This is a genomic window from Thiococcus pfennigii (assembly GCF_016583835.1).
Lineage (GTDB): Bacteria > Pseudomonadota > Gammaproteobacteria > Chromatiales > Chromatiaceae > Thiococcus > Thiococcus pfennigii.
This window is the reverse complement of sequence record NZ_NRRW01000003.1, coordinates 15053-35133: the sequence shown is the minus strand read 5'-3', so window position 1 is coordinate 35133 and position 20081 is coordinate 15053. Positions and strand designations below refer to the sequence as shown.

The window sequence follows — 20081 nt, the reverse complement described above, 5'->3', positions numbered from 1 at the left end:
GGGTTAGGAGGCGGGCGGTGGCGCTGCTATAGTTTCACGCCTTTTCGTGCCACTGCCGGTTATCCTGGGGGAGGGGACCTGATGGAGTTGATCACCGACGTCATCAAAGGGCTGAACGGGCTGGTCTGGGGGCCGCCGATGCTGGTGCTGATCTTGGGCACCGGCCTCTATCTGACGATCGGGCTGCGGTTCATGCCGTTGCGCCACATCGGCTATGGCTTCCGGATGCTCTGGCGCGGTCGGGTCGGGCAGGGTGCCGGCGATATCACGCCGTTCAATGCGTTGATGACCTCGCTGTCGGCAACGATCGGTACCGGCAATATCGCGGGCGTCGGCACGGCGATCGCGATCGGCGGGCCGGGCGCCCTGTTCTGGATGTGGTGCACGGCCCTCGTCGGGATGGCGACCAAGTATGCCGAGACGGTACTCGCGATGAAGTACCGCGAGGTCGACGAGAAGGACGCCTACGTCGGCGGGCCCATGTACTACATCCGCAATGGCCTCGGCGAGAGGTGGGCCTGGATGGCGATCGCCTTCGCCGTCTTCGGTGCGCTGGCCGGCTTCGGCATCGGCAATACGGTGCAGGCGAACTCGGTCGCCGATGTCCTGCAGAGCAATTTCGCGGTGCCGAAGTGGGTCTCGGGAGTGGTCATGGCCTCGCTCGTCGGCCTGGTCCTGATCGGCGGCATCCGCTGGATCGCCGAGGTCGCCGGCCGGCTGGTGCCCTTCATGGCGATCGCTTACGTCGGTGGGGGTCTGGTCGTACTGGCGGCCAACCTGGGCGCGATCCCTGGCGCGATCCAGCAGATCGTCCAGTTTGCCTTCACGCCCGCCGCCGGTCTCGGCGGCTTCGCCGGGGCTGGCGTCATGCTGGCGATCCAGATGGGCGTGGCGCGCGGCATCTTCTCGAACGAGGCCGGGCTCGGCAGTGCGCCGATGGCCCACGCCTCGGCCCGTTCCGACGACCCGGTCGCCCAGGGCACGGTCGGGATGCTCGGTACCTTCCTCGACACCCTGATCATCTGCACGATCACCGGGCTGGTGATCATGGTCTCCGGGGTCTGGTCGTCCGGCGAGACGGGGGCGGTCCTCTCGTCGGCGGCCTTCGAGGCCGGTCTGGCCGGCGTCGGCGGCTACATCGTCGGCTTGGGTCTCGCACTGTTCGCCTTCACGACCATCCTGGGCTGGAGCGTCTACGGCGAGCGTTGCGTCCAGTACCTCTTCGGCGTCCGCGCGATCACCCCGTTCCGCCTGATCTGGGTCGCCGCGATCCCGGTCGGGGCGTTGCTGCACCTGGACTTCGTGTGGCTGGTGGCCGACACGCTCAATGCCCTGATGGCGATCCCGAACCTGGTCGCGCTGCTGCTGCTCTCGCCAGTGGTCTTCCGGATCACGCGGGAATACTTCGCGCGCCAGCCCTCGCCGCACCGGGCGGGGTGATCGGATGCAGCCGCCGTCCGTCAGGCGGCGGCTTGGCCGCCCGGCGGTTCCTTGGAGCCGCCGCGGCACGGCGGCGATGCCGGCACGGCCGCGTCGCGCATCGCCCACTCCTCGGGCGTCCAGGCGTGGATCGACAGGGCGTGCAGCCCGGTGGCGAATTCACCGGCGAGGGCGCCGTTGACGAGCCGGTGACGGGCGAGGAGCGGTTGCCCGGCGAACTGGAGGCTCACCGCGACGACCTTGATGTGGGATTCGGCCCCCGGCGGGACCGCGTGCTGGCGGCTCTCGTCGATGACCTCGAGATGGATCGGCGACAGCCGGGTCGCGAGGGCCTCTTCGATGCGGGTCTTGCGGGACATTGCGGACGGCTCCGGATCGGGGTTATTGACAAGACCCGGAGGTGGGGGCGGATGGGCGCCGGACAACCGCCAGCCTGTCGGGCGCGCCGCGTCGGCTCAGGCGCCGGCGGCGGCCTCGATCTTGGCGGCGATGTCCGGGAAGCCCTCTTCCGCGGCCCGCTCGGCGGCGGTGCGGCCGGTGTGGTCGGCGAGGGCCGTGTCGGCGCCATGGCGCAGCAGGGTCTCGATTGTCGCTGCGTGACCGAGCTTGGCCGCCCAGATGAGCGCCGTGAAGCCTTGGGTCCCTTCCTGGTGGTCGAGCCGGGCGCCGCGCGTCGCCAGGTAGTCGACGACGGCCGCGTGATCGTTCGACGCGGCGAGCATCAGCGCCGTGTAGCCGCCGCTGTCCTCGGCATCGAGGGTGGCGCCGGCGGCGACCAAGCGCTCGACGACGGCCAGGTGGCCGTTCAGGGCTGCCTTCATCAGCGGGGTCCACTGACAGGCGTCGCGTACGTCGGGCTCGCCCCGGTCCGTGAGGAGGGCGTTCAGTGCCGAGATGTCGCCGTGCTCGGCGGCCTGGATCAGCGCCGGGGCGTCGCCTTGGGCGGAGTCGTCGGTGGGCGAGCGATCGCCGCAGCCGACCAGCAGGGCCACGCCGGCGATCAGGAGGTGACGTTGGAGGCGGGTGTGCTGCATGCCCGCCATCATCGCCGTGCCGGCCGTGGCCGGCCAATGCGATATCGCAAGGGCGGCCGCCGCGGCTAGCGGTCCTTGTCCTTGCCCGGGGCGTAGAGCGACGGCGAGGGGAAGGGGGTGATGTTGGAGCCCTCGCCGAGTTCGTGGATCTTGCCTGTGCCCTCCTTGGCGACCTCGTCGATGCGCACGACGGCGTGGATCGGGATCAGGCTGCGCTGGACGCCCTTGAACTCGCTCTTGAGGCGTTCCTCGGCGGGGTCGACGAGCATCGAGGAAGCCTCCCCGAACAGGATGCCCTCGATCTCGACAAAGCCATAGAACTCGCCCTGACGCACATGGCGGGCGTAGATCTCGTAGACCTTGCCCTGGTTGAAGAAGGCGACGCGGAACACTCGCATGGTGCGGCTCTCGGGGCGGTGACGAGGGCCTATTGTGACCGATGAGACCAGAGGGCGAAAGCGTGCCCACGCGCATGGAGCCGGAAAAAGGGGGGGCCATCCCCGGCACTTGACCGAGGATGGCCCACGCCCGAGTCCGCCGGAGGTCCGTGATCGTGTGCGTCTTTCGGCGGCGTTCCCTGGCGATCCCGGCGGATCGGGCGGCCGCCGGCAATCGAATGCAAGGCCGCGGGGCCCCTACGCGCTCCGGCGGCGCTCCGAACGGTCGGCCCGGGGTGGGCGGCGGTGGCCGAGGCGCGTGCTGCACCCGGCCCCCGACCCTGGTTTGCCCCGGTCGACCTGGCTTTGCTGATTCATCTTTGATGCCAAAAAATATCGATAGGGAAAGCAGGCGCTTGCGATCTCGGCGCAGCCCGCTCGCGCCGACGGCGTCAGCTTCTGACAATTTCTGGGAGGTGCCCGGTGGCGGCGCCGGAGGTCCGTTAGCGGGCGGCGCCGCACTCCCCGAGGTGGCAGCGTACCAGGATGGCGGTGCCGTCGCGGCAAGGGACGCGGTGCAGTTCGGCATCGCTGTCGGCGTCGAGGAGTTCGGCCCCTGCATCGGCGAGGCGGCAGCCCCGGGCCTCGGCATAGCGCTCGGCATAGTAGGCCCAGGTTCCGAGGTGGGCCTGGCCCGGCCTGGCCGCGGGCTGCGCCCGGGGCGGCGGGTCGAGGACCGTGAAGCGGCTTGCCCAGTGCCCCTGGAGGGCGCGCAAGGCGTTCATCAGGTTGTCCCGATAGGGTCCGGTGATGTCGGTGCGGCGCTCGGTGGGCGTCTCCGGCGCGTCGATCCGGATCGCCTGGACCTGCACGAGGACGTCGTCGCCGTCGGGGAGGAATGTCGCGTACACCCGCACCAGGGTCTCGGCCGGGCGCTCGAGCCGCGGTGCGGGTCCGGGCAGCGTCTGCTCGAGGGTGATGCGCCGCGGTTCGACGGCGATGGCCGACCAGCCGCGGCGCGCCGCCGCGTCGAGGGCGACCTGGCGGGCCTCGTCGAGGCTGGCGCCGTCGAGCCGGACCGCCGGGCCCGCCTCCTGGGCGGCCACCGCGGGGGCGGCGAGCAGGACGCCGGCGGCGAGCAGCAGGGCGGCCAGGGGGCGCAGCACGGGTCTCTGCGGATGCCCGTCAGTCCAGGCCGCGGCACACCCCGTTGTGGCAGCGCAGCCGGAAGGTCGGGAGGTTGGCGCAGGCGACGTCGAGGATCTCGGCGTCGGGCCGCTGCTCGACGAGGACGGCACCCTGGTCGGTCAGTGCGCAGCCGCGCGTGATGGCGAACTGCTCGGCATAGTAGGCCCACATGCCGGTGCGCGGGCGCTCGTTGAACGCGACCGAACTGGCCTCGCTGGCCGTCGAGGTCGTCGTGGTGCCTGTGCCCCAGGCGGTGGCGGCGTTCATGTCGACGACCGGGGCGCCGCCCGAGCGCTGCGCTGGCTGGGACGAAGACGACTGAGACGACGATGGCCCCGCGCTCGGCGACGAGACCCCGGCGGCCGGCGGGGCGCTCGCCCCGGTCGCCTGTCCGGAGGTGGCGGAGCCGTCTGACCCTTCGCCTACCAACGTCGTGGCGGACGCCCAGGCGGCCTTGAGCGGGTCGCTCGGGACCCCGTCGAGGTCGGCATTGGGGTCGCCATAGGGGTAGGGGATCTCCGGCGACTGGGCGGCGGAGCGGGTTCCGGTCAATGCGGCGGCGACGCGCTCGCGGTTCGCCACCCAGGTCTCGCTCAGCGATTCGAGCGAACGCTCGAGGTCGGCCCGGTAGGCCTCCGTGTAATCGACGGTCTTGGTCGTTTGGTCGGGGGCGGTCGTGAGGACCTCGGCGGCCAGGGCGACGCGCACCCCGCCCGGTTCCTCGACCAGATAGGTGTTGACCTGGACGATCGGGCTGCGCTCGCCGGCGGCCCCGAGCGCGACGGCCTGCGGCGAGGTCGGGTCCATCGGTCGCTGGAGGACCAGTTGGTCGCTCGTCTCCTCGACCGGTGTCCAGCCCTTGGAGTGGGCGGCGCCGAGCGCGATCGACCGGACCTCGGCGAGCCGCGCCCCTGGCAGCTGGATCTGCGGCTTGCCGACGATCATGGCACGGACATCGACCGGCTCGGCGGCGGCGGTCGTCATCGGTTGCGTTGCGCAGCCGACGAGCGATGGTCCTGCGGCGACCGCGATCAGCAGGAAGAGAAAGGCGCGCCCGTTCACTTGGCCCTCGACTGTTGGAGAGTGCTCGACAAGGCGGCGGAAACGCCGCCGATCGACGACCCGCCAGGGATTTCGGAGCGGGTCGAGACGGCCGTGATCCTATCATAGCCGGCCCGTCATCACCCGCGATCACTCGGCCACGAGCGGGGCGTCCGGCGGCCAGGCGAGGGTCGGGCGGTGTCCGTCGAGCCAGATCGTCAGCGCCGTCTCGCCCGCCGGCCATTGGCCCTTGAGGCGGTTCTCGGCGGAGCCGGCGGCGAAGACGAGGTAGCCGTAGCGGCCGTAGTGCGGCACCTTGCGGGCCAGCGCGGCGATGGTCTGGTCCTCGACGCCGGCGAGCCAGCCGAGCGTGCGCTCGCCGTCGGGCAGCGTCATCGCCAGACCCTCGCCGGCACCGCTCGTCGTGCCGCCGGGGAGGTGTGCGCGGCGGTCCGCCCGATCGAGGGCGATGTCGGCCGCCCCGGCCGCCTCGGGGAGGAAGCGGTTCTCCCAGCCGAGGAGCCAGACGGGGCGGTCGCGCGGCAGGGCCTCCAGGTCGGCGTCGGCTTGGATCTGCCAGCCCGGCTGGCCGCGCCGCCAGGCCTCGGCGAGGCGTCGATAGGCGCCGGCGAGTGGCGGATCGGCGTCGGCCGGCAGCAGGATGAGGCCGCGGTCCGCGCCGAGCAGGGCGCTCAGCGTGATCGGGGCCTCGCCGGCGACGAGCCGGCGGAAGAGATCGAAACGCGGGTCCACCGCGAGGCGCACCGGGCGGCTCGCCAGCGCGATGTCGACGGCGGCGCGTCGCCCGTTCATCGCCAGGGTCCGCTCGGTCGGTCGACCCTGTGCGTCGTGGATGACGAGCGGCACCTGCAACGCGAAGGGGGCGCCGTCCTGGGTCTGGCGCAACTCGCCGCGCAACCGGTAGCCGTCGCCGTCGACGCTCACGCGGACGTCGCGCAGGGCCAGGCCCGGGGCGCCGGGGCGGTCGGTCCACTGGCGGAAGAAGCCGTCCAGGTCGCGGTCGCTCGTCGCCGCGAAGGCGTCGCGCAGGTCGGCGAAGCCCGCGACCCGGAAGCGGTTGTCGGCGTAGAAACGGCGCAGCCCGGCGATGAAGGCCGCATCGCCCAGTTCGCGGCGCAGCATGTGGAACACCATCATCGTCTTGCCGTAGCCGATCGCCTGGGCGGCCGTGCTGTCGCGGCCGCGAAAGGCGCGGATCGGGAAGTCGCGCGCGGCGTCGACATAGTCCATGTAGGACTTCAGGGCGTCGCGGCGGTAGTCTGCACCTTGACCCTGGCGCTCGCGCAGCAGGTGGTCGGCGAGGTAGGTCGTGAGGCCCTCGCTCCAGTTGCCGCTCGCGTAGTCGACGTAGACGCCGTTTCCCCACCAATTGTGGAGGATCTCGTGCGGATAGGAGGTGTGCAGGATGAAGGGCAGGCGGATGACCTGCGGGCCGAGCAGCGTGAACGACGGCATGCCGTAGCCGCTCTCCCAGAAATTCTCGACCAGGGCGAACTTGGCGTAGGGATAGGGGCCGATCAGGCGGTCGTAGAGGGCGAGATAGTCGGCCGTGGCCGCGAGGTAGCGCTCGGCCAGGGCCGGGTCGGGCGTGCGCAGGTAGACCTGGGCCTCGGCCACCGGTGTCGTGCGGGCGTAGCGGGTGAAGGGCGCGGCGATCAGGTGGATCTCGTCCTGCGGGTGTCCTTCGTGCCAGGTGACGCGCACCCCGTCGGCGGTCTCGGCGATCTCCGGGCCGGCACCTTGCGAGACCGCCAGCCAGCCGCGCGGTAGGGTCACCGCGAGGCGGAAGGTCTGGAGCGCCTCCGCCGGTTCGGCGGCGGAGGTCGGATACCAGCCGCTCTGCCCGCTGAGGAAGGCACCCTCGGGCGAGATGGTCCCGACGCTCCACTGGCGGGTGCGGCCCATGCCCTCGTGCAGGTCTCGCAGGCCGTGGCGGATGGTCCCGGCGTAGGCGATGGTCACAGGCCCGGGGTCGGCTTCCGTGGTTGGGCGCTCGAGCCGCCAGCGGACCAGGTGGAACTCGCGGGCGATCGGCGTCAGGGTCGCGTCACCGGCGGCGACCTCGGGGGTCAGGTTGCCGTCGAGATAGAAGGTCCAGCGGGGTTGCCCGGCGGGCAGCGCGAGCCGGTCGGTCGCCTCGATGCGCCCGGTGGCCGGGTCGATCGCCGCGTCGATGCGGTGCTCGAGGATGTCTGCCGCCGGGGCTGGCGTCGCCAATGCGAGGGCGAGCCACGACAGCAGCAGGCCGCCGGAGAGGAACTGGATCTTTCTGTTCATGGTCACAACTGCGCTGGTTCATCGACCGGGCCGCGCCGGCCCGTCCGGAAAAATTGTCCAAAAGGCATCCATTCGACGTTACGCTAGGGAGACGCCGACATAGGCAGTGCCCCTCGTCGAGCGGGGGCGCCAACCGGATCTTCGATGTTCGTGCCGCTGTCGGCCTGGACGGCCGATCAATCGGCGCCTCGCCAGGTCATAATGCGGTCAACGCCCGTCCCTTGTCATGCGAGAGGTCCCGTGATCGACGCCATCCGCCACACCCGCCGGGCCGCCCGGGCCGTCATCCTCCTCGTCGGCGCGCTCGCCGCCGGCCAGATCGTCGCGGCCGGCTCGCTGCCGCCCGAGGCCGCATCCGATCCCGGCGCGACGTTCGCGACCCGCGTCGTCGAGGTCGCCGCGCTGCCGCAACTGACCGACATCCTGGCGCGCCTCGCCGAGCGGCAGGTGATCTTCGTCGGCGAGCGCCACGACCGCTACGAGGATCACCTCGTCCAACTCGCGATCCTGCAAGGGCTGCGCGCCCGGGGCAAGGACCTGGCGATCGGCATGGAGGCCTTCCAGCAGCCCTACCAGGCGCACCTGGACGACTATGTCGCCGGGCGCATCGATGAGGAGACGATGCTGCGGCGGACGCAGTACTTCACCCGCTGGCGCTTCGACTATCGGCTCTATCGGCCGATCCTGCGCTTCGCCCGCGATCATGGCGTCCCGATCATCGCGCTGAACCTGGAGAGCGAGTTGACCGAGAAGGTCGGCGAGGTCGGCATCGCCGGCCTGGATGCGGCCGAGCGCGCGCGCCTGCCCGATTCGATCGCGCGCGACGACGGCGCCTACCGGGAGCGGCTGGAGGCCGCCTTCCGGGCCCATCCGATGCTGGCCGACCGCAAGGAGTTCGAGCACTTCCTCGAGGTCCAGCTGCTTTGGGACGAGGGCATGGCCGCGCGGGCCGCCGAGTACCTGAAGGGGCACCCGCAGAAGACCCTGGTCGTGCTCGCCGGGGCCGGGCACCTGGAATACGGTCAGGGCATCCCGCGCCGGCTGTTGCGGCGCATGCCGACGACCTCGGCGATCCTGATCGACGGGCGCGACCGCCGCCTCGGGGGCGACGTCGCCGACTTCCTGCTGTACCCGGACCCGGTCGACCTGCCGAAGACCGGCCTCCTCGGGGTCCTGCTCGAGGACGCGTCGGACGGCCCGGGCGTTCAGGTCCAGGACTTCGGTGACGTGAGCGGGGCGAAGGACGCCGGGATGCGCAAGAAGGACCGCATCGTGCGCGTCGCCGACGTGGCCGTGCACGGCTACGCCGACGTGCGCATCGCGCTGATCGATCGGGCCGCCAGCGAGCGGGTCCCGGTCGAGGTGCTGCGTGACCGGGCCAACGGCCTGAGCGAGCGGCTGACCTTCGACGTGGTGCTCCACTGAACCGCACGGCGCGCGCCTGAAGCCCGCGGGGAGGGTCGGGAGTCCGCCGAAGCCAGCGAGCCGTCTTCGCCCGGGCCGCACGGCGCTATTCGACGGCGGCAGGCGGAGGCGGGCCGTCTGCGGCCCTCGGGTGAGATCGGCGCGCACCGAATCGGCGGCCGGGCGCGCGGCGCGAGGTCGGTCAGACAACAGGCAGCGAACGGAGCCATGATCGCCATCTCGACGACACCTTTCGGTCCGATCGGCATCGACTGGCGCGATGGGGCGCTGGTGCGCGTCGACCTCGCGCCCGAGGTTCCGCCCGGCGCGGATGGCGGCCCGATGGCCGCGCCGCCCGAGCGCGTGCAGCGCGCCTTCGCGACCTACTTCGCCGATCCGCGGGTACCGCTCGCGCTGCCGCTGCGGCTCGCCGGCAGCGACTTCCAGCGCCGCGTCTGGGCAGCGCTGCGGGAGATCCCGGCCGGGCAGACGCGCACCTACGGCGAGTTGGCGCGCGCGCTCGGCACCGGGGCCAGGGCCATCGGCCTGGCCTGCCGCGCGAATCCCTGTCCGATCGCGATCCCCTGTCACCGCGTCGTCGCTGTCCGCGGCCTCGGCGGCTTTGCCGGGGCGATGGGCGGGCGCAAGCTCGCGATCAAGCGCTGGCTGCTCGCGCACGAGGGGGCGGTGCCGGCGCCATGAGCGACGAGGTGGGCGTTATCGAGGGCTTCGCCGACCTACTCTGGATGGAGCGCGGCCTGAGCCGCAATACGCTGAGCGCCTACCAGTCGGACCTGCGTCACTTCGCCGCCTGGCTCGTGCGCGAGCGCGGCCGCCGGCTCGTCGAGGCCGAGCGCGGTGATCTGCTGGAGTACCTGCGCGCCCTGTCCCTCGCCGGGCGCAAGCCGCGCTCGGCGGCCCGCTGTCTCTCCTGCCTGCGCCAGTTCTATCAGCACTTGGTGCGCCAGGGGGTCATCGAGGTCGACCCGAGCGCCCGCATCGAGGCGCCACGCCTCGGTCGGCCGCTGCCGCGGACCCTGACCGAGTCCGAGGTCGAGGCGCTGCTTGCCGCCCCGGACAGCGACGACCCGCGCGGCCACCGCGACCGGACCATGCTCGAGGTCCTTTATGCGAGCGGGCTGCGGGTCTCGGAGCTGGTCGGACTGACCCCGCAGCAGGTGAGCCTGACCCAAGGGGTCGTGCGCATCGTCGGCAAGGGCGGCAAGGAACGGCTGGTGCCGCTCGGCGAGGAGGCCGCCGATTGGCTGCGCGACTATGCCCGGGGACCGCGCGCCGATATCCTCGGCGGGCGGCGCAGCGACTACCTGTTCCCGACCGGGCGTAGCGACTGCATGACGCGCCAGGCCTTCTGGCTCCTGATCAAGCGCTATGCGCTGATCGCCGGCATCGCCAAGCCTCTCTCGCCGCACACGCTGAGGCACGCCTTTGCGAGCCATCTGCTCAATCACGGCGCCGACCTGCGGGTCGTGCAGATGCTCCTCGGGCACAGCAGCCTGTCGACGACCCAGATCTACACCCATGTCGCGCGCGAACGGCTCAAGCAGATCCATGCCCGGCACCATCCGCGCGCCTGACCGCCCGCGGTGCTGGCATCGGCCGGCGCCATGCTCTATCGTGCCGCCGAGGAGCAATACGAGGACAACGGGAGCGCAGCGATGCCCACCTTCGATGTCGTCGCCGAGGTGGACCTCCAGGAGGTCCGCAACGCGGTCGATCAGGCCAATCGCGAGATCGGCACGCGGTTTGATTTCAAGGGCGTCAAGGCCCATTTCGAGCTGGCGGACGCACAGGTCCGGCTCGAGGCCGAGCAGGAGTTCCAGCTCCAGCAGATGATGGACATCCTGCGTCAGAAGCTCGCCAAGCGGAGGGTCGACGTCGCCTGCCTGGAGGTCGCCGACCCCGTGACGACCCTCAATGCGGCCCGCCAGGAGGTGCGCATCAAGCAGGGCGTCGACACCGAGACCGCCAAGCGCATGGTCAAGGCGATCAAAGGCTCGAAGCTCAAGGTCCAGGCCCAGATCCAGGGCGAACAGGTCCGGGTTTCCGGCAAGAGCCGCGATGACCTGCAAGGGGCCATCGCCCTGTTGCGCGAGAGCGACTGGCAGCTGCCGGTCCAGTTCACCAACTTCAGAGACTAGAGGAACGACACCGATGTTGAGACCCGCCCGACTGCTGGCCGTCGCCCCCGCGCTGGCCCTCGCCTTGGCCCTGGCCCAGCCCGCCCTCGCCGACGGCCCGGCGACGGTGCGCAAATCCTTGGAGGCGGTGCTACCCGACATCCGGATCGACAGCATCGAGCCCTCGCCGGTCAAGGGGCTCTACGAGGTCCTCGTCGGCACCCAACTGATGTACGTGACCGGCGACGGGCGCTACTTCGTCGACGGGCGGATCGTCGATCTGAAGGAGCGCGAGGACCTCACCGAGCCACGGCTCGCGGCCGCGCGTCTGAAGGCCGTCGATCGGGTCGGCGAGGAGAACATGATCATCTTCGACGCGCCAGGCAAGACCGAACACACGGTCACCGTCTTCACCGATATCGACTGCGGCTACTGCCGCAAGCTCCACCAGCAGATCGAGAGTTATGGCGCGGAGGGTATCCGCATCCGCTACCTCTTCTTCCCGCGTGCCGGCGCGGGCAGTCCGTCGTACGACGAGGCCGTCTCGGTCTGGTGCGCCGACGACCGGCGCGCCGCGCTGACGGCGGCCAAGGCGGGCAAGGAGGTCCCGGCCCGGCGGTGCCCGAACCCGGTCGACGCGCACCTGGCCCTTGGGAGCGAGATGGGGATCCGCGGCACCCCGGCCCTGCTCCTCGAATCGGGCGATCTGGTGCCAGGCTATATCGAGCCGGCGCAGCTCGCGGCGATGCTCGAGCAGCTCGGCGCGCGCTGATCGGGCGGGGGTGCGGGTCTTGAGCGGGGTCGATGGGCGGGGCGGTCGCGCCCCGAGGTACCGACTGGAGTATGCCTGGCGCACCGACCGCGGCGTGGTGCGCGTGCACAACGAGGACGCGGTGCTCGTCGATGAGGGGCACGGGCTCCTTCTCGTTGCCGACGGCGTCGGCGGGGCGAACGCCGGTGAGGTCGCCAGCCAGCTCGCCGCCGACGTGATCGCCAGGCGGGTGCGCGAGCAGCCGCCGTCGCGGACCAACCGCGACGCGGCCACGGCCTTTCTCGCGGCAGCGGTCCAAGAGGCGAACCGACAGATCTGGGAGGCGAGCGGCAGCGATGCCGCCTGCCGCGGCATGGGCACGACCGTCGTCGTCGGCTATGTCGGCGAGGGCTGGCTCGCGCACGCCCATGTCGGCGACTCCCGGCTCTATCGGCTGCGCGATGGCGAGGTCCTCCAGATCACGCGCGACCACTCGTTCATCCAGGACGTCGTCGACCGCGGCTTCTTCCCCTCGCTTGCCGAGGCACGCCGCTACGGTGTCGGCCAGAACCTGTTGACCCGGGCCCTCGGCTCGACGGGCGAGATCCAGGTCGCGGTCGGTGCCGAAGGGTTCGCAGTGGGGGATATCTACCTCTTCTGCACCGACGGGCTCACGAACATGATCCCGGATGACTGGTTGCGCCAGTTGCTCGGTGTCGCCGACGCCGATCTCGGGGGCCTCGCCGATGCGTTGGTCGACCTCGCCTGCGAGCGCGGCGGCACCGACAACATCACGCTGGCCATCCTGCGCGTTGGCGCAAGCCGCTGAGCGATGAGTCAAGAACGACCGGCACATCGCATGGGAACTACGAAGCACGCGAAATAAATTAATAAAAACAGTATTTTATGATGTTTTTCGCGCCTGTTGGTGCGTGTCTTCCCCGTGCTTGTGTCGGTCGTTTCTGCGCCGCTCCTTAGCGTGCGCGTTGCGTACCGAGCCGCCCAGCCGCCACCCACGATCCCCTGCCCGGGGCGGCGTCAACCACCGTTGCGCTCGCGCAGCCGCTTGACCTGAAACAGGGTGTTGCGCTCCTCTTCCTCGAGCGCCGACTGGATGAAGTGGATCGTCCGGTGGTAGCGCGGGATCACATTGTACTTCAGCGCGTTGACGCGCTTCTGTGCCTTGCGCTGCTCCTCCAGCAGGCGGTGCAGCGCGATCTCGACCTCGCCGAGTCGGGCGAGCAGCACGGCCGCCTCGGCGAGCAGCTCGCGGGTCTCGTCGAAGCTCGCATCCGTGCCCAGCAGGCCGACCGGCTTCAGCGCCCGGCGCTCGGCGGTGACCGACGGATACTCGACCCCGAGGCTGCGCCGCGGCAGGATGCTCACCGCCAAGGCCGCCTCGGCGCCGAGGGCGACCTGGTGGATGCCGCGGCTGCCCAGGCGCAGGTGGGTGATGCCGAGGCTGCGGTAGGCCGCCTGGAGGGCCCGCTCGGCCTCCTCGCGCAGCCGGCGATACGCGCCGAGCCGCTCGTAGACCAGGCGCGTGAGGAGCTCGCGCTTGCGCTCGAGCAGGGCGTGACCCTCCTCGAGGAACTGCGCCTGCTTCTTCAGCCGCAGCAAGGCGTTCTTCGTCGGCGGTACGCGGATCAGGGGTTGGGCCATGGGATGGGTCGCTCGCTGGTGGACGGTCGCGCCTGCCGCTGCGCGGTCCCTCGCCCTAGTCCTCGCCCTGGTGGTACTTCGCCAGGTCCGTCTCGCTGAGGCGCGTGAGGGCCTCGCGCGGGAACTGCGATATCAGTTCCCAGGCCAGGTTCAGCGTCGCCTCGATGCTGCGGTCCTCGTCCTCGCCCTGGCCGACGAAGCGCGCGTCGAAGGCATCGGCGAAGTGGAGATAGCGGCGGTCGCGCTCCGAGAGCTCGTCGGCACCGATGATCGAGGCCAGGTTGCGGGTCTCCTGGGCACGGGCATAGAGGGCGTAGAGCTGGGCGGCGACGCGCGGGTGGTCCTCGCGGGTGTCGTCCTTGCCGATGCCGTCCTTCATCAGCCGCGATAGTGACGGCGAGACGTGCACCGGCGGATAGATGCCGCGGTTGTGCAGGTCGCGCGACAGCACGATCTGGCCCTCGGTGATATAACCGGTCAGGTCCGGGATCGGGTGGGTGATGTCGTCGGAGGGCATGCTCACGACCGGCATCATCGTAATCGAGCCGTGGCGCTCGTGGATGCGCCCGCAACGCTCGTAGATCTCGGCGAGGTCCGAGTAGAGGTACCCCGGGTAGCCCTTGCGCGCCGGCACGTCGCCCTTGGCGGTCGCCACCTCGCGCAACGCCTCGGCGTAGTAGGTCATGTCGGTCATCACGACCAGCACATGGCGGTCGAGGTCGAAGGCCAGGTACTCGGCGGCGGTCAGGGCCGTGCGCGGCAGCAGCAGGCGCTCGACCGGCGGGTCGTCGGCCAGGTTGATGAACATCACGACGTTGCGCAGCACCCCGGAGGAGGCGAGCTCGTCGCGGAAGAAGCGGGCGTCGGTGTAGGAGACGCCCATCGCGGCGAAGACCACCGAGAAGCTCGTGTCCTCGCCCTTGAGCCGCGCCTGGCGCACGATCTGGGCGGCGAGGCGGTTGTGCGGCAGGCCCGAGCCCGAGAAGATCGGCAGCTTCTGGCCGCGCACCAGCGAGTTCAGCCCGTCGATCGCCGAGATGCCGGTCTGGATGAACTCGCGCGGGTAGGTGCGGGCGGCCGGGTTGATCGCCGAACCGGCGATCGCCCGGCGGATGTTGGAGAGGATCGGCGGGCGGCCGTCGCGCGGCTCGCCGAGGCCATTGAACTCGCGCCCGAGGATCTCGGGCGACAGGGCGATCTCCATGGGTTCGTCGAGGAAGCGCACCCAGGTCTCGGCCAGGTCCAGGTCGTCGGTGCCTTCGAAGACCAGCACCAGCACCTCGTCGTCGGCGGTGCGGATGACCTGGCCGTTGCGCACGCCGCCCGTGTGGTCGGTGATCCGCACCCGGTCGCCGAAGGCCACGCCCGGGGTCCCCTTCAGCACCAGCAGGCCGCCGCGGGCCTCGGCCGCGGTCCGGTACTCCTTGATGCTCATCGGCTCGCCTCCCCCTGATCGTACTCCAGGCGCAGGCCGTCGAGGGCCTGCCCGACCTCGGCGCGGAAATGGCGGATGCCCTCGAGCTGGTCGTTACCGTAGATCGACTTGAGCCGCCGCACGCGGGCGAGGAACGGCAGCGACTGGACCTCGCGCACCGGCACGCCGCGCCCGACCAGTTCGGCACCCTGGTCGTAGATCCAGAGGACCAGATCGAGCAGCGCGAACTGCCGCGGCGGCGAGCAGAAGGTGTCGACCTCATCGAGGGCGCTCTGCTGGAGGATGCCCTCCTTGACCAGGGCCGCCCCCTCCAGTTCCCAGCGCTGCACGTCGGAGAGGGCCTCGGGGCCGACCAGGTTGACGATGCGCGAGAGCTCGGCGTCGCGGCTCAGGAGCTTCAGCGCCTGGGCGCGGCGCGCCGCCCAGCCGTGGTCGACCTCGTCGGCCCACCACTGGGCGGCGGTCGGCACATGGCCCGAGAAGCTGGTGTCCCAGTCGATCGACGGGTAGTGGCGGGCGTCGGCGAGCTCCTTCGAGAGGGCCCAGAAGGTCTCGATGATGTCCTTCGTGTGGCTCGTGACCGGCTCTGAGAAATCGCCCCCGGGCGGTGAGACGGCACCGATCAGGGTCACCGAGCCCGAGGCCGAGGCGCAGGTCTCGACACGCCCGGCGCGTTCGTAGAAGGCCGCGAGGCGCGAAGCGAGATAGGCCGGGTAGCCCTCCTCGACCGGCATCTGGCCGAGGCGCCCCGAGACCTCGCGCAGCGCCTCGGCCCAGCGGCTCGTCGAGTCGGCGAGCATGACCACGTCGTAGCCCATGTCGCGGTAGTACTCGGCCATCGTGATGCCGACGTAGATCGAGGCCTCGCGGGCGACGACCGGCATGTTCGAGGTGTTGGCGACGAGCAGGGTGCGCTCCATGAGCTTGCGCCCGGTGTGGGGGTCGTCGAGCTGCGGGAAGCTCTCCAGGACGTCGACCAGCTCGTTGCCGCGCTCGCCGCAGCCGACGTAGATGACGATGTCGGCGTTCGACCAGCGTGCGATCTGCTGCTGGACCATCGTCTTGCCGGCGCCGAATGGCCCCGGCACCGCGCCCTTGCCGCCCTTGAGCAGCGGGAAGAAGCTGTCGATGACCCGCTGGCCGGTGATCAGCGGCGCGACGCCGTCGTCGCGCTGGCTGTAGGGCCGGGGCCGGCGCACCGGCCAGCGGTGGTAGAGGTACAGGCGCCGGCTCTCGTCACGACCTGGACCGCGGGCGTCGCGCACCTGGGCGATGGTGGCCTCGATCTCGTACTCGCCGGCCGGGGCCAGCTCCAGGAGTTCGCCTTCGACGCCCGGTGGGACCAGGATCCGGTGCAGGATGGTCGCGGTCTCCTGGACCGTCCCTAGGACCATGCCGCCCGCGAGCGGCGTGCCGGGCTCCAGCCCGGGGCTCGGCTCGAACGCCCAGAGCCGGGAGCGATCGAGCGCTGGGATGCTCAGGCCCCGGCGGATGTAGTCGCCCGAGGCCAGCGCGATCTGCTCCAGGGGTCGCTGGATGCCGTCGAAGATGCCCCCGAGCAGCCCCGGGCCGAGCTCGACCGACAGCGGCCAGCCCAAGCCGACGGCCGGCTCGCCAGGGCGCACCCCGTCGGTCGACTCGTAGGTCTGCACCACCGCCTGCTCGCCCTTGAGCGAGATCACCTCGCCGAGGAGGCCCGCCTCGCCGATACGGACCTGCTCGCCGCTGCGGATGCCGGGCGCCTCGATGGTCACGATCGGCCCGTTGATGTCGCGGATGACGCCGCTGCGCCTGCTGTCGCTCATGGTCTCACCCGGTGAAGAGGTTGCCCGTGTCGAGGCCGCTGGGGAGCAGTCGCTCGAAGATCACCTGGGTGATCTGCGGGCCGAGGCGCGCCAGCCGGCCCTCGAAGCTGTTGTCGACCCGGATGCGCCGGTCGGCGCTGCGCACCAGTACGCCGCCGAGGGTCGCCAGTGGCTCCTCGACGAGCCGCAGGTCGCGCTCGGGCAGGGCCGCGGCGACGGTCTCCCAGACCCGCGGCAAGCGCTTGATGTCGGCGGCGTTGGCCAGGACCTCGAGCCGGTCGTCCTCGATGGCGTGGGCGCTCGCGACGATCAGGTCCTTCAGGAAGGCGAGGTAGGCGTCCTCGTCGGTCATGAACAGGCGCATCCGCTCGGCGAGGCGCCGCTCGACGGACTGCATCAGGTTCCAGCGCGTGCGGTCGAGCTGGCTCTGCATCGTCAGCTCGCTGGCCTGGACCTGTTGGCGGAAGGCGCGCTCGCCGAGTGCCCGGGCGCTCGCCTCCTCGCGTTGCTCGCGCAGGCGCCGCTTCTCGGCCGCCTCGCGCAGGATGTTGTCGCGGCTGCGGTTGGCCCGCTCGCGGTACTGGCGGGCGAGCTGCTCGGCGCGGGCGAGGATGGCCTGCTCGAGGTCGTCTACCTGGCTCACTGTCGCTCCTGGGGATCGAGGGTGGCGGGACCGAACAGCGCCTGGAGCCGCTCGGCAACCCGGCTCGTCAGTCGCACGGGTCCGGCGAGCGGCGGGAGGGCCATGACGACGATGCGCCCGCCCTCGTCGAGGACCTGGCGCAGCGCCGGCGTGCCGGACTGCATCAGTCTGTCATCGACGAGGACGAAGGCGCTCGCGCGCTCGCGGATCAGCGTGCGGCAGACCCGTTCCAGGTCGCTGGGCGTGGCGTCAGGGTGGGTTTCGAAGCCGATCAGGCGCAGTCCCTCGGCAAGGCTGTGCTCGCCGAGGAAGAGCATCCGGGTCGTCGTCCCCTGGTCGGTGTCGCCGCTCATCGCCGCCTCCGGGTCAGATCCGGTTCAGCAGCAGGATGCTGATGACCAGGCCATAGATGGCGATGCCCTCGGCCAGGCCGAGGTAGATGAGCGTGCGCCCCAGGCTCTCGGGCTTCTCGGTGATGGCGGCGAGCGAGGCGGCGCCGATCGGGCCGACGGCGATGCCGGCGCCGATCGTCGAGAGGCCGGTCGGGATCCCGGCGCCGAGGATCGCGAGGCCCATCCCGATCGAGATCTCGGCACCGCCGGCGCTCGCCGCCTCCGTGGTCTGGGCGAAGGCGTCGCCGACGCCGAGGACCAGCAGGCCGAGGTGGGCCGAGACGAAGACCAGGAGCTGCGTGGCCAGCGCCGGCTTCAGCCAACGGCGCACCCGGGCGAGCCGCACGACCCGGACGGCGCCGAGCTCGAGCGCGAGGCCGGTGGCGATGAGGCCGACGAGGGCCAGGGACATGAGACCGACGAGCCAGTACATGATGCGCTCCTGTGTGGCGAAATGGGTGGTGGATCGGACCGGGTCCGCTCAGCGCGGCGGCACCGCCGTGCGTGTCCCCCGGCGTTGCTGACCGGTCCCGCTGCCGATCTGAGTGCGGACCGGGGTGCGGGCCGGGGCACGGCGCAGCCGCAGCGGCGCGAACTCCAACCCGTTGCCCGAGAAATAGCGGGAGAAGCCCTCGTAGTATTGCAGCCGCATCACCTGGATCATCACGATGCCGCCCTCCAGGACGATGACGAAGACGTTGCCGAGGACCAGCGTCACCAGGTGGCCGACCTGGCCCATCATGTCGGCCAGCGTGAAGATCGCGATCGACAGCGCCACGTGGTTCAGGCTGAAGGCCGCGACGCGCAGGAACGACAGCGTGTTCGAGACATAGCCGATCACGGTCTCCAGGGTCTCGATGGAGACGACCAGGATCCGCTCCCCGAGCGGCGCCTCCAGGTGTCTCCATCTGTGGACCGCGAGCGCCGCGAGGCTCGCCGCGACCAGCGCGCCCGGGAGCCAGCCGAAGGTCCCGTCGCGGGCCAGGCCGAGCCCGCCCCAGACCAGCGCCAGGTAGAAGACCAGGTTGACCAGCCCGTGTGGGCCGAGCAGCGCGTCGCGGACGTTGCCGACGGCCAGGCGGTTGTAGATGGCCAGCAGGCAGGCGAGGACGAGGAAGCCCACGCCCCAGCCGAGGGCCAGCTGGAGCATCAGGATCGGGTCGTGCAGCGGCGACATCCAGAGCGCCGGCAGCAGATGCTCGTCGCCGAAGACGCTGCCGAACAGGAAGCCGAAGGCGATCGAGGAGAGGCCGGCGAGGACGCCGAACAGGGCCAACCGCCCGAGCCGCCGGCGCAGCAGCCAGGCCAGCACGGCGATGACCGCGCCCTGGCCGACGTCGCCGAACATGGTGCCGAACATCAGCAGGAAGGTCACGGCGAAGAGCGGGGTCGGGTCGACTTCGCCGTACTGCGGGATCCCGTATTGCTTGACGAGGAGCCGGAACGGCTGGAGCAGGCGGCTGCGCGGCGCCACGGTGGGCACCAGCGGGCGCTCGTCCGGGCGCGGGGCGCGGTCCTCGATGGCGAAGGGCCCGGTCAGTGTCTCGCCGAGGCGCGCCTCGAGGTCGGCGAGGGCGCGTGCCGGTACCCAGCCGGCCAGATGGGCCAGTGGGCCGGCGCTGCGCAGCGCCGGGTCGAGGGCGACGAAGGGCTCGGCTAGGGCGAGGGTCTGGGCCGCCGCGTCGAGCCGCTCGCGCAGGCTCGCCGCCCAGTCGTCGAGGCGCTCGTGCAGCGCCGCCCGCTCGGCGACGATGCCCCGGCGCCGTTCGGCGAGGATCGGGCCCATCTCGTCGGGCGCACTGTCGAGGCCCGCCGGGATCGGCAGGGCCTGAAAGCCTGCCGAGGCGAGTACCGAGCCGAGCTGCGCCTCGCGCTCGCCGCATGGGCCGACGATCACGACATGGGCCCGCTCGCCGCGGATCATGTACGGGTAGAGTAGGTGTTCGGCGAGGGCGACCGCGTCGGCGAGCCGGCTGAGGTTCTCGCGCGGGACCATGCCGATGTAGAAGTCCAGGAACCGGGTCTTGCTGTGCAGCCGGCCGAGGTCCACCTCGAGCTCGGCGAAGTTCTCCAGCGCCGCCTGTTGCTCGACGACGAGGCGCTCCTCGGCCTCGAGCCGGCGCAGCTCCTCCTCGTAGCGCGAGGCCTCATGCCAGATCCGCCCGAGCCAGTCGTTGACCTCGGCCAGCTCGCCGGCCTCGACGACCCGGACCTCGGCGATCGCCGGATCGGCGCGGAGCCGGATCGGCTTACCGATCTTGGCCAGCCGGGCATGGGCCTGCTGGTAGATCGTGCGGTAGTCGCGACCGGGCTGGCCGGCGAGCTGGGCCTCGGTCGGCGCCCGGGCGTCGGGATGGAAGCTCTCGGTCTCGGCCAGCGCCAGGGCGGCCCGCGGCAGGTCATCGGTCAGGGCCAGCAGCCGCACATGGCGCATCGCGGTCGGGGTCAGCATGGCGCGTCGCCTCCGTCGCCT

20 protein-coding genes are annotated in these 20081 nt (G+C 71.1%); 7 read left to right on the top strand and 13 right to left on the bottom strand.

Annotated features, from left to right (window positions below):
* Positions 1-81 precede the first annotated feature (81 nt).
* The gene (locus CKO41_RS01700) at positions 82-1440 is read left to right on the top strand and encodes an alanine/glycine:cation symporter family protein (protein WP_200252486.1); all 1359 of its coding nucleotides are present in this window, start codon (positions 82-84) and stop codon (positions 1438-1440) included.
* Positions 1441-1460: 20 nt separating this feature from the next.
* Here the strand turns inward: CKO41_RS01700 and CKO41_RS01695 are convergent, their stop codons facing one another.
* The 6 genes from CKO41_RS01695 to CKO41_RS01670 all read right to left on the bottom strand — a co-directional run bounded on the left by CKO41_RS01695 (position 1461) and on the right by CKO41_RS01670 (position 7378).
* A complete protein-coding gene (locus tag CKO41_RS01695) occupies positions 1461-1799 on the bottom strand; it encodes a BolA family protein (RefSeq protein ID WP_200252485.1) in 339 nt (112 codons plus the stop codon).
* Between the two features lie 96 nt (positions 1800-1895).
* Complete coding sequence (locus tag CKO41_RS01690; protein WP_200252483.1) at positions 1896-2474, bottom strand: ankyrin repeat domain-containing protein; 579 nt, start codon at positions 2472-2474, stop codon at positions 1896-1898.
* Positions 2475-2539: 65 nt separating this feature from the next.
* Positions 2540-2872, bottom strand: coding sequence for a DUF1820 family protein (locus tag CKO41_RS01685; protein ID WP_200252481.1), 333 nt, complete (start codon positions 2870-2872; stop codon positions 2540-2542).
* Between the two features lie 482 nt (positions 2873-3354).
* The gene (locus tag CKO41_RS01680; RefSeq protein ID WP_200381056.1) at positions 3355-4017 is read right to left on the bottom strand and encodes a hypothetical protein; all 663 of its coding nucleotides are present in this window, start codon (positions 4015-4017) and stop codon (positions 3355-3357) included.
* Positions 4018-4036: 19 nt separating this feature from the next.
* Entirely contained in the window at positions 4037-5101 is a 1065-nt protein-coding gene (locus CKO41_RS01675) for a hypothetical protein (RefSeq protein WP_200381055.1), read from the bottom strand.
* Positions 5102-5230: 129 nt separating this feature from the next.
* On the bottom strand, positions 5231-7378 hold the full coding sequence (locus CKO41_RS01670) for a M1 family metallopeptidase (RefSeq protein ID WP_200381054.1): 2148 nt from the start codon (positions 7376-7378) through the stop codon (positions 5231-5233).
* Between the two features lie 240 nt (positions 7379-7618).
* Between CKO41_RS01670 and CKO41_RS01665 the strand changes: the two genes are divergently transcribed.
* From CKO41_RS01665 to CKO41_RS01640, 6 genes are all read left to right on the top strand, one after another.
* Positions 7619-8803 (top strand): ChaN family lipoprotein, encoded by a 1185-nt coding sequence (locus CKO41_RS01665; RefSeq protein WP_338115527.1) that lies wholly within the window; start codon positions 7619-7621, stop codon positions 8801-8803.
* A gap of 207 nt (positions 8804-9010) precedes the next feature.
* Positions 9011-9484, top strand: coding sequence for a methylated-DNA--[protein]-cysteine S-methyltransferase (locus tag CKO41_RS01660; RefSeq protein ID WP_200381052.1), 474 nt, complete (start codon positions 9011-9013; stop codon positions 9482-9484).
* On the top strand, positions 9481-10377 hold the full coding sequence (gene xerD / locus CKO41_RS01655; RefSeq protein ID WP_200255465.1) for a site-specific tyrosine recombinase XerD: 897 nt from the start codon (positions 9481-9483) through the stop codon (positions 10375-10377). The genes CKO41_RS01660 and xerD overlap by 4 nt, the downstream gene beginning before the upstream one ends.
* An 81-nt stretch (positions 10378-10458) precedes the next feature.
* On the top strand, positions 10459-10941 hold the full coding sequence (locus CKO41_RS01650) for a YajQ family cyclic di-GMP-binding protein (protein WP_200381102.1): 483 nt from the start codon (positions 10459-10461) through the stop codon (positions 10939-10941).
* A 13-nt stretch (positions 10942-10954) separates the two neighbouring features.
* On the top strand, positions 10955-11692 hold the full coding sequence (locus CKO41_RS01645) for a DsbC family protein (RefSeq protein ID WP_200381051.1): 738 nt from the start codon (positions 10955-10957) through the stop codon (positions 11690-11692).
* 19 nt (positions 11693-11711) lie between these two features.
* The gene (locus CKO41_RS01640) at positions 11712-12500 is read left to right on the top strand and encodes a PP2C family protein-serine/threonine phosphatase (protein ID WP_200251314.1); all 789 of its coding nucleotides are present in this window, start codon (positions 11712-11714) and stop codon (positions 12498-12500) included.
* Between the two features lie 209 nt (positions 12501-12709).
* On the opposite strand, the gene CKO41_RS01635 is transcribed toward CKO41_RS01640, so the two are convergent.
* Genes CKO41_RS01635 through CKO41_RS01605 form a run of 7 tightly spaced genes read right to left on the bottom strand, consistent with a single transcriptional unit; the run spans position 12710 to position 20060 of the window.
* Positions 12710-13333 carry a V-type ATP synthase subunit D gene (locus tag CKO41_RS01635; RefSeq protein WP_200381050.1) on the bottom strand — a complete coding sequence of 208 codons (624 nt, stop codon included), beginning with the start codon at positions 13331-13333 and terminating at the stop codon, positions 12710-12712.
* Between the two features lie 55 nt (positions 13334-13388).
* Positions 13389-14768: a V-type ATP synthase subunit B gene (locus CKO41_RS01630; protein ID WP_200381049.1), complete on the bottom strand. Its 1380-nt coding sequence runs from the start codon at positions 14766-14768 to the stop codon at positions 13389-13391.
* The gene (locus CKO41_RS01625; protein WP_200381048.1) at positions 14765-16573 is read right to left on the bottom strand and encodes a V-type ATP synthase subunit A; all 1809 of its coding nucleotides are present in this window, start codon (positions 16571-16573) and stop codon (positions 14765-14767) included. The genes CKO41_RS01630 and CKO41_RS01625 overlap by 4 nt, the downstream gene beginning before the upstream one ends.
* A 4-nt stretch (positions 16574-16577) precedes the next feature.
* On the bottom strand, positions 16578-17216 hold the full coding sequence (locus CKO41_RS01620) for a V-type ATP synthase subunit E family protein (RefSeq protein WP_200381047.1): 639 nt from the start codon (positions 17214-17216) through the stop codon (positions 16578-16580).
* Positions 17213-17569, bottom strand: coding sequence for a V-type ATP synthase subunit F (locus CKO41_RS01615; RefSeq protein ID WP_200381046.1), 357 nt, complete (start codon positions 17567-17569; stop codon positions 17213-17215). Before CKO41_RS01615 ends, CKO41_RS01620 begins: the two co-directional genes overlap by 4 nt.
* Positions 17570-17582: 13 nt before the next feature.
* Positions 17583-18041 (bottom strand): ATP synthase subunit C, encoded by a 459-nt coding sequence (locus CKO41_RS01610; protein WP_200381045.1) that lies wholly within the window; start codon positions 18039-18041, stop codon positions 17583-17585.
* Positions 18042-18089: 48 nt separating this feature from the next.
* On the bottom strand, positions 18090-20060 hold the full coding sequence (locus CKO41_RS01605) for a V-type ATP synthase subunit I (RefSeq protein WP_200381044.1): 1971 nt from the start codon (positions 20058-20060) through the stop codon (positions 18090-18092).
* Between the last annotated feature and the right edge of the window lie 21 nt (positions 20061-20081).

Excerpts from the sequence above, each read along its gene's own strand:
- CKO41_RS01695 (WP_200252485.1), bottom strand. The coding sequence starts at position 1,799 with ATGTCCCGCAAGACCCGCATCGAAGAGGCCCTCGCGACCCGGCTGTCG.
- CKO41_RS01700 (WP_200252486.1), top strand. The coding sequence starts at position 82 with ATGGAGTTGATCACCGACGTCATCAAAGGGCTGAACGGGCTGGTCTGG.
- xerD (WP_200255465.1), top strand. The coding sequence starts at position 9,481 with ATGAGCGACGAGGTGGGCGTTATCGAGGGCTTCGCCGACCTACTCTGG.
- CKO41_RS01690 (WP_200252483.1), bottom strand. The coding sequence starts at position 2,474 with ATGCAGCACACCCGCCTCCAACGTCACCTCCTGATCGCCGGCGTGGCC.
- CKO41_RS01625 (WP_200381048.1), bottom strand. The coding sequence starts at position 16,573 with ATGAGCGACAGCAGGCGCAGCGGCGTCATCCGCGACATCAACGGGCCG.
- CKO41_RS01615 (WP_200381046.1), bottom strand. The coding sequence starts at position 17,569 with ATGAGCGGCGACACCGACCAGGGGACGACGACCCGGATGCTCTTCCTC.
- CKO41_RS01630 (WP_200381049.1), bottom strand. The coding sequence starts at position 14,768 with ATGAGCATCAAGGAGTACCGGACCGCGGCCGAGGCCCGCGGCGGCCTG.
- CKO41_RS01645 (WP_200381051.1), top strand. The coding sequence starts at position 10,955 with ATGTTGAGACCCGCCCGACTGCTGGCCGTCGCCCCCGCGCTGGCCCTC.
- CKO41_RS01670 (WP_200381054.1), bottom strand. The coding sequence starts at position 7,378 with ATGAACAGAAAGATCCAGTTCCTCTCCGGCGGCCTGCTGCTGTCGTGG.
- CKO41_RS01610 (WP_200381045.1), bottom strand. The coding sequence starts at position 18,041 with ATGTACTGGCTCGTCGGTCTCATGTCCCTGGCCCTCGTCGGCCTCATC.
- CKO41_RS01650 (WP_200381102.1), top strand. The coding sequence starts at position 10,459 with ATGCCCACCTTCGATGTCGTCGCCGAGGTGGACCTCCAGGAGGTCCGC.
- CKO41_RS01605 (WP_200381044.1), bottom strand. The coding sequence starts at position 20,060 with ATGCTGACCCCGACCGCGATGCGCCATGTGCGGCTGCTGGCCCTGACC.
- CKO41_RS01685 (WP_200252481.1), bottom strand. The coding sequence starts at position 2,872 with ATGCGAGTGTTCCGCGTCGCCTTCTTCAACCAGGGCAAGGTCTACGAG.
- CKO41_RS01635 (WP_200381050.1), bottom strand. The coding sequence starts at position 13,333 with ATGGCCCAACCCCTGATCCGCGTACCGCCGACGAAGAACGCCTTGCTG.
- CKO41_RS01660 (WP_200381052.1), top strand. The coding sequence starts at position 9,011 with ATGATCGCCATCTCGACGACACCTTTCGGTCCGATCGGCATCGACTGG.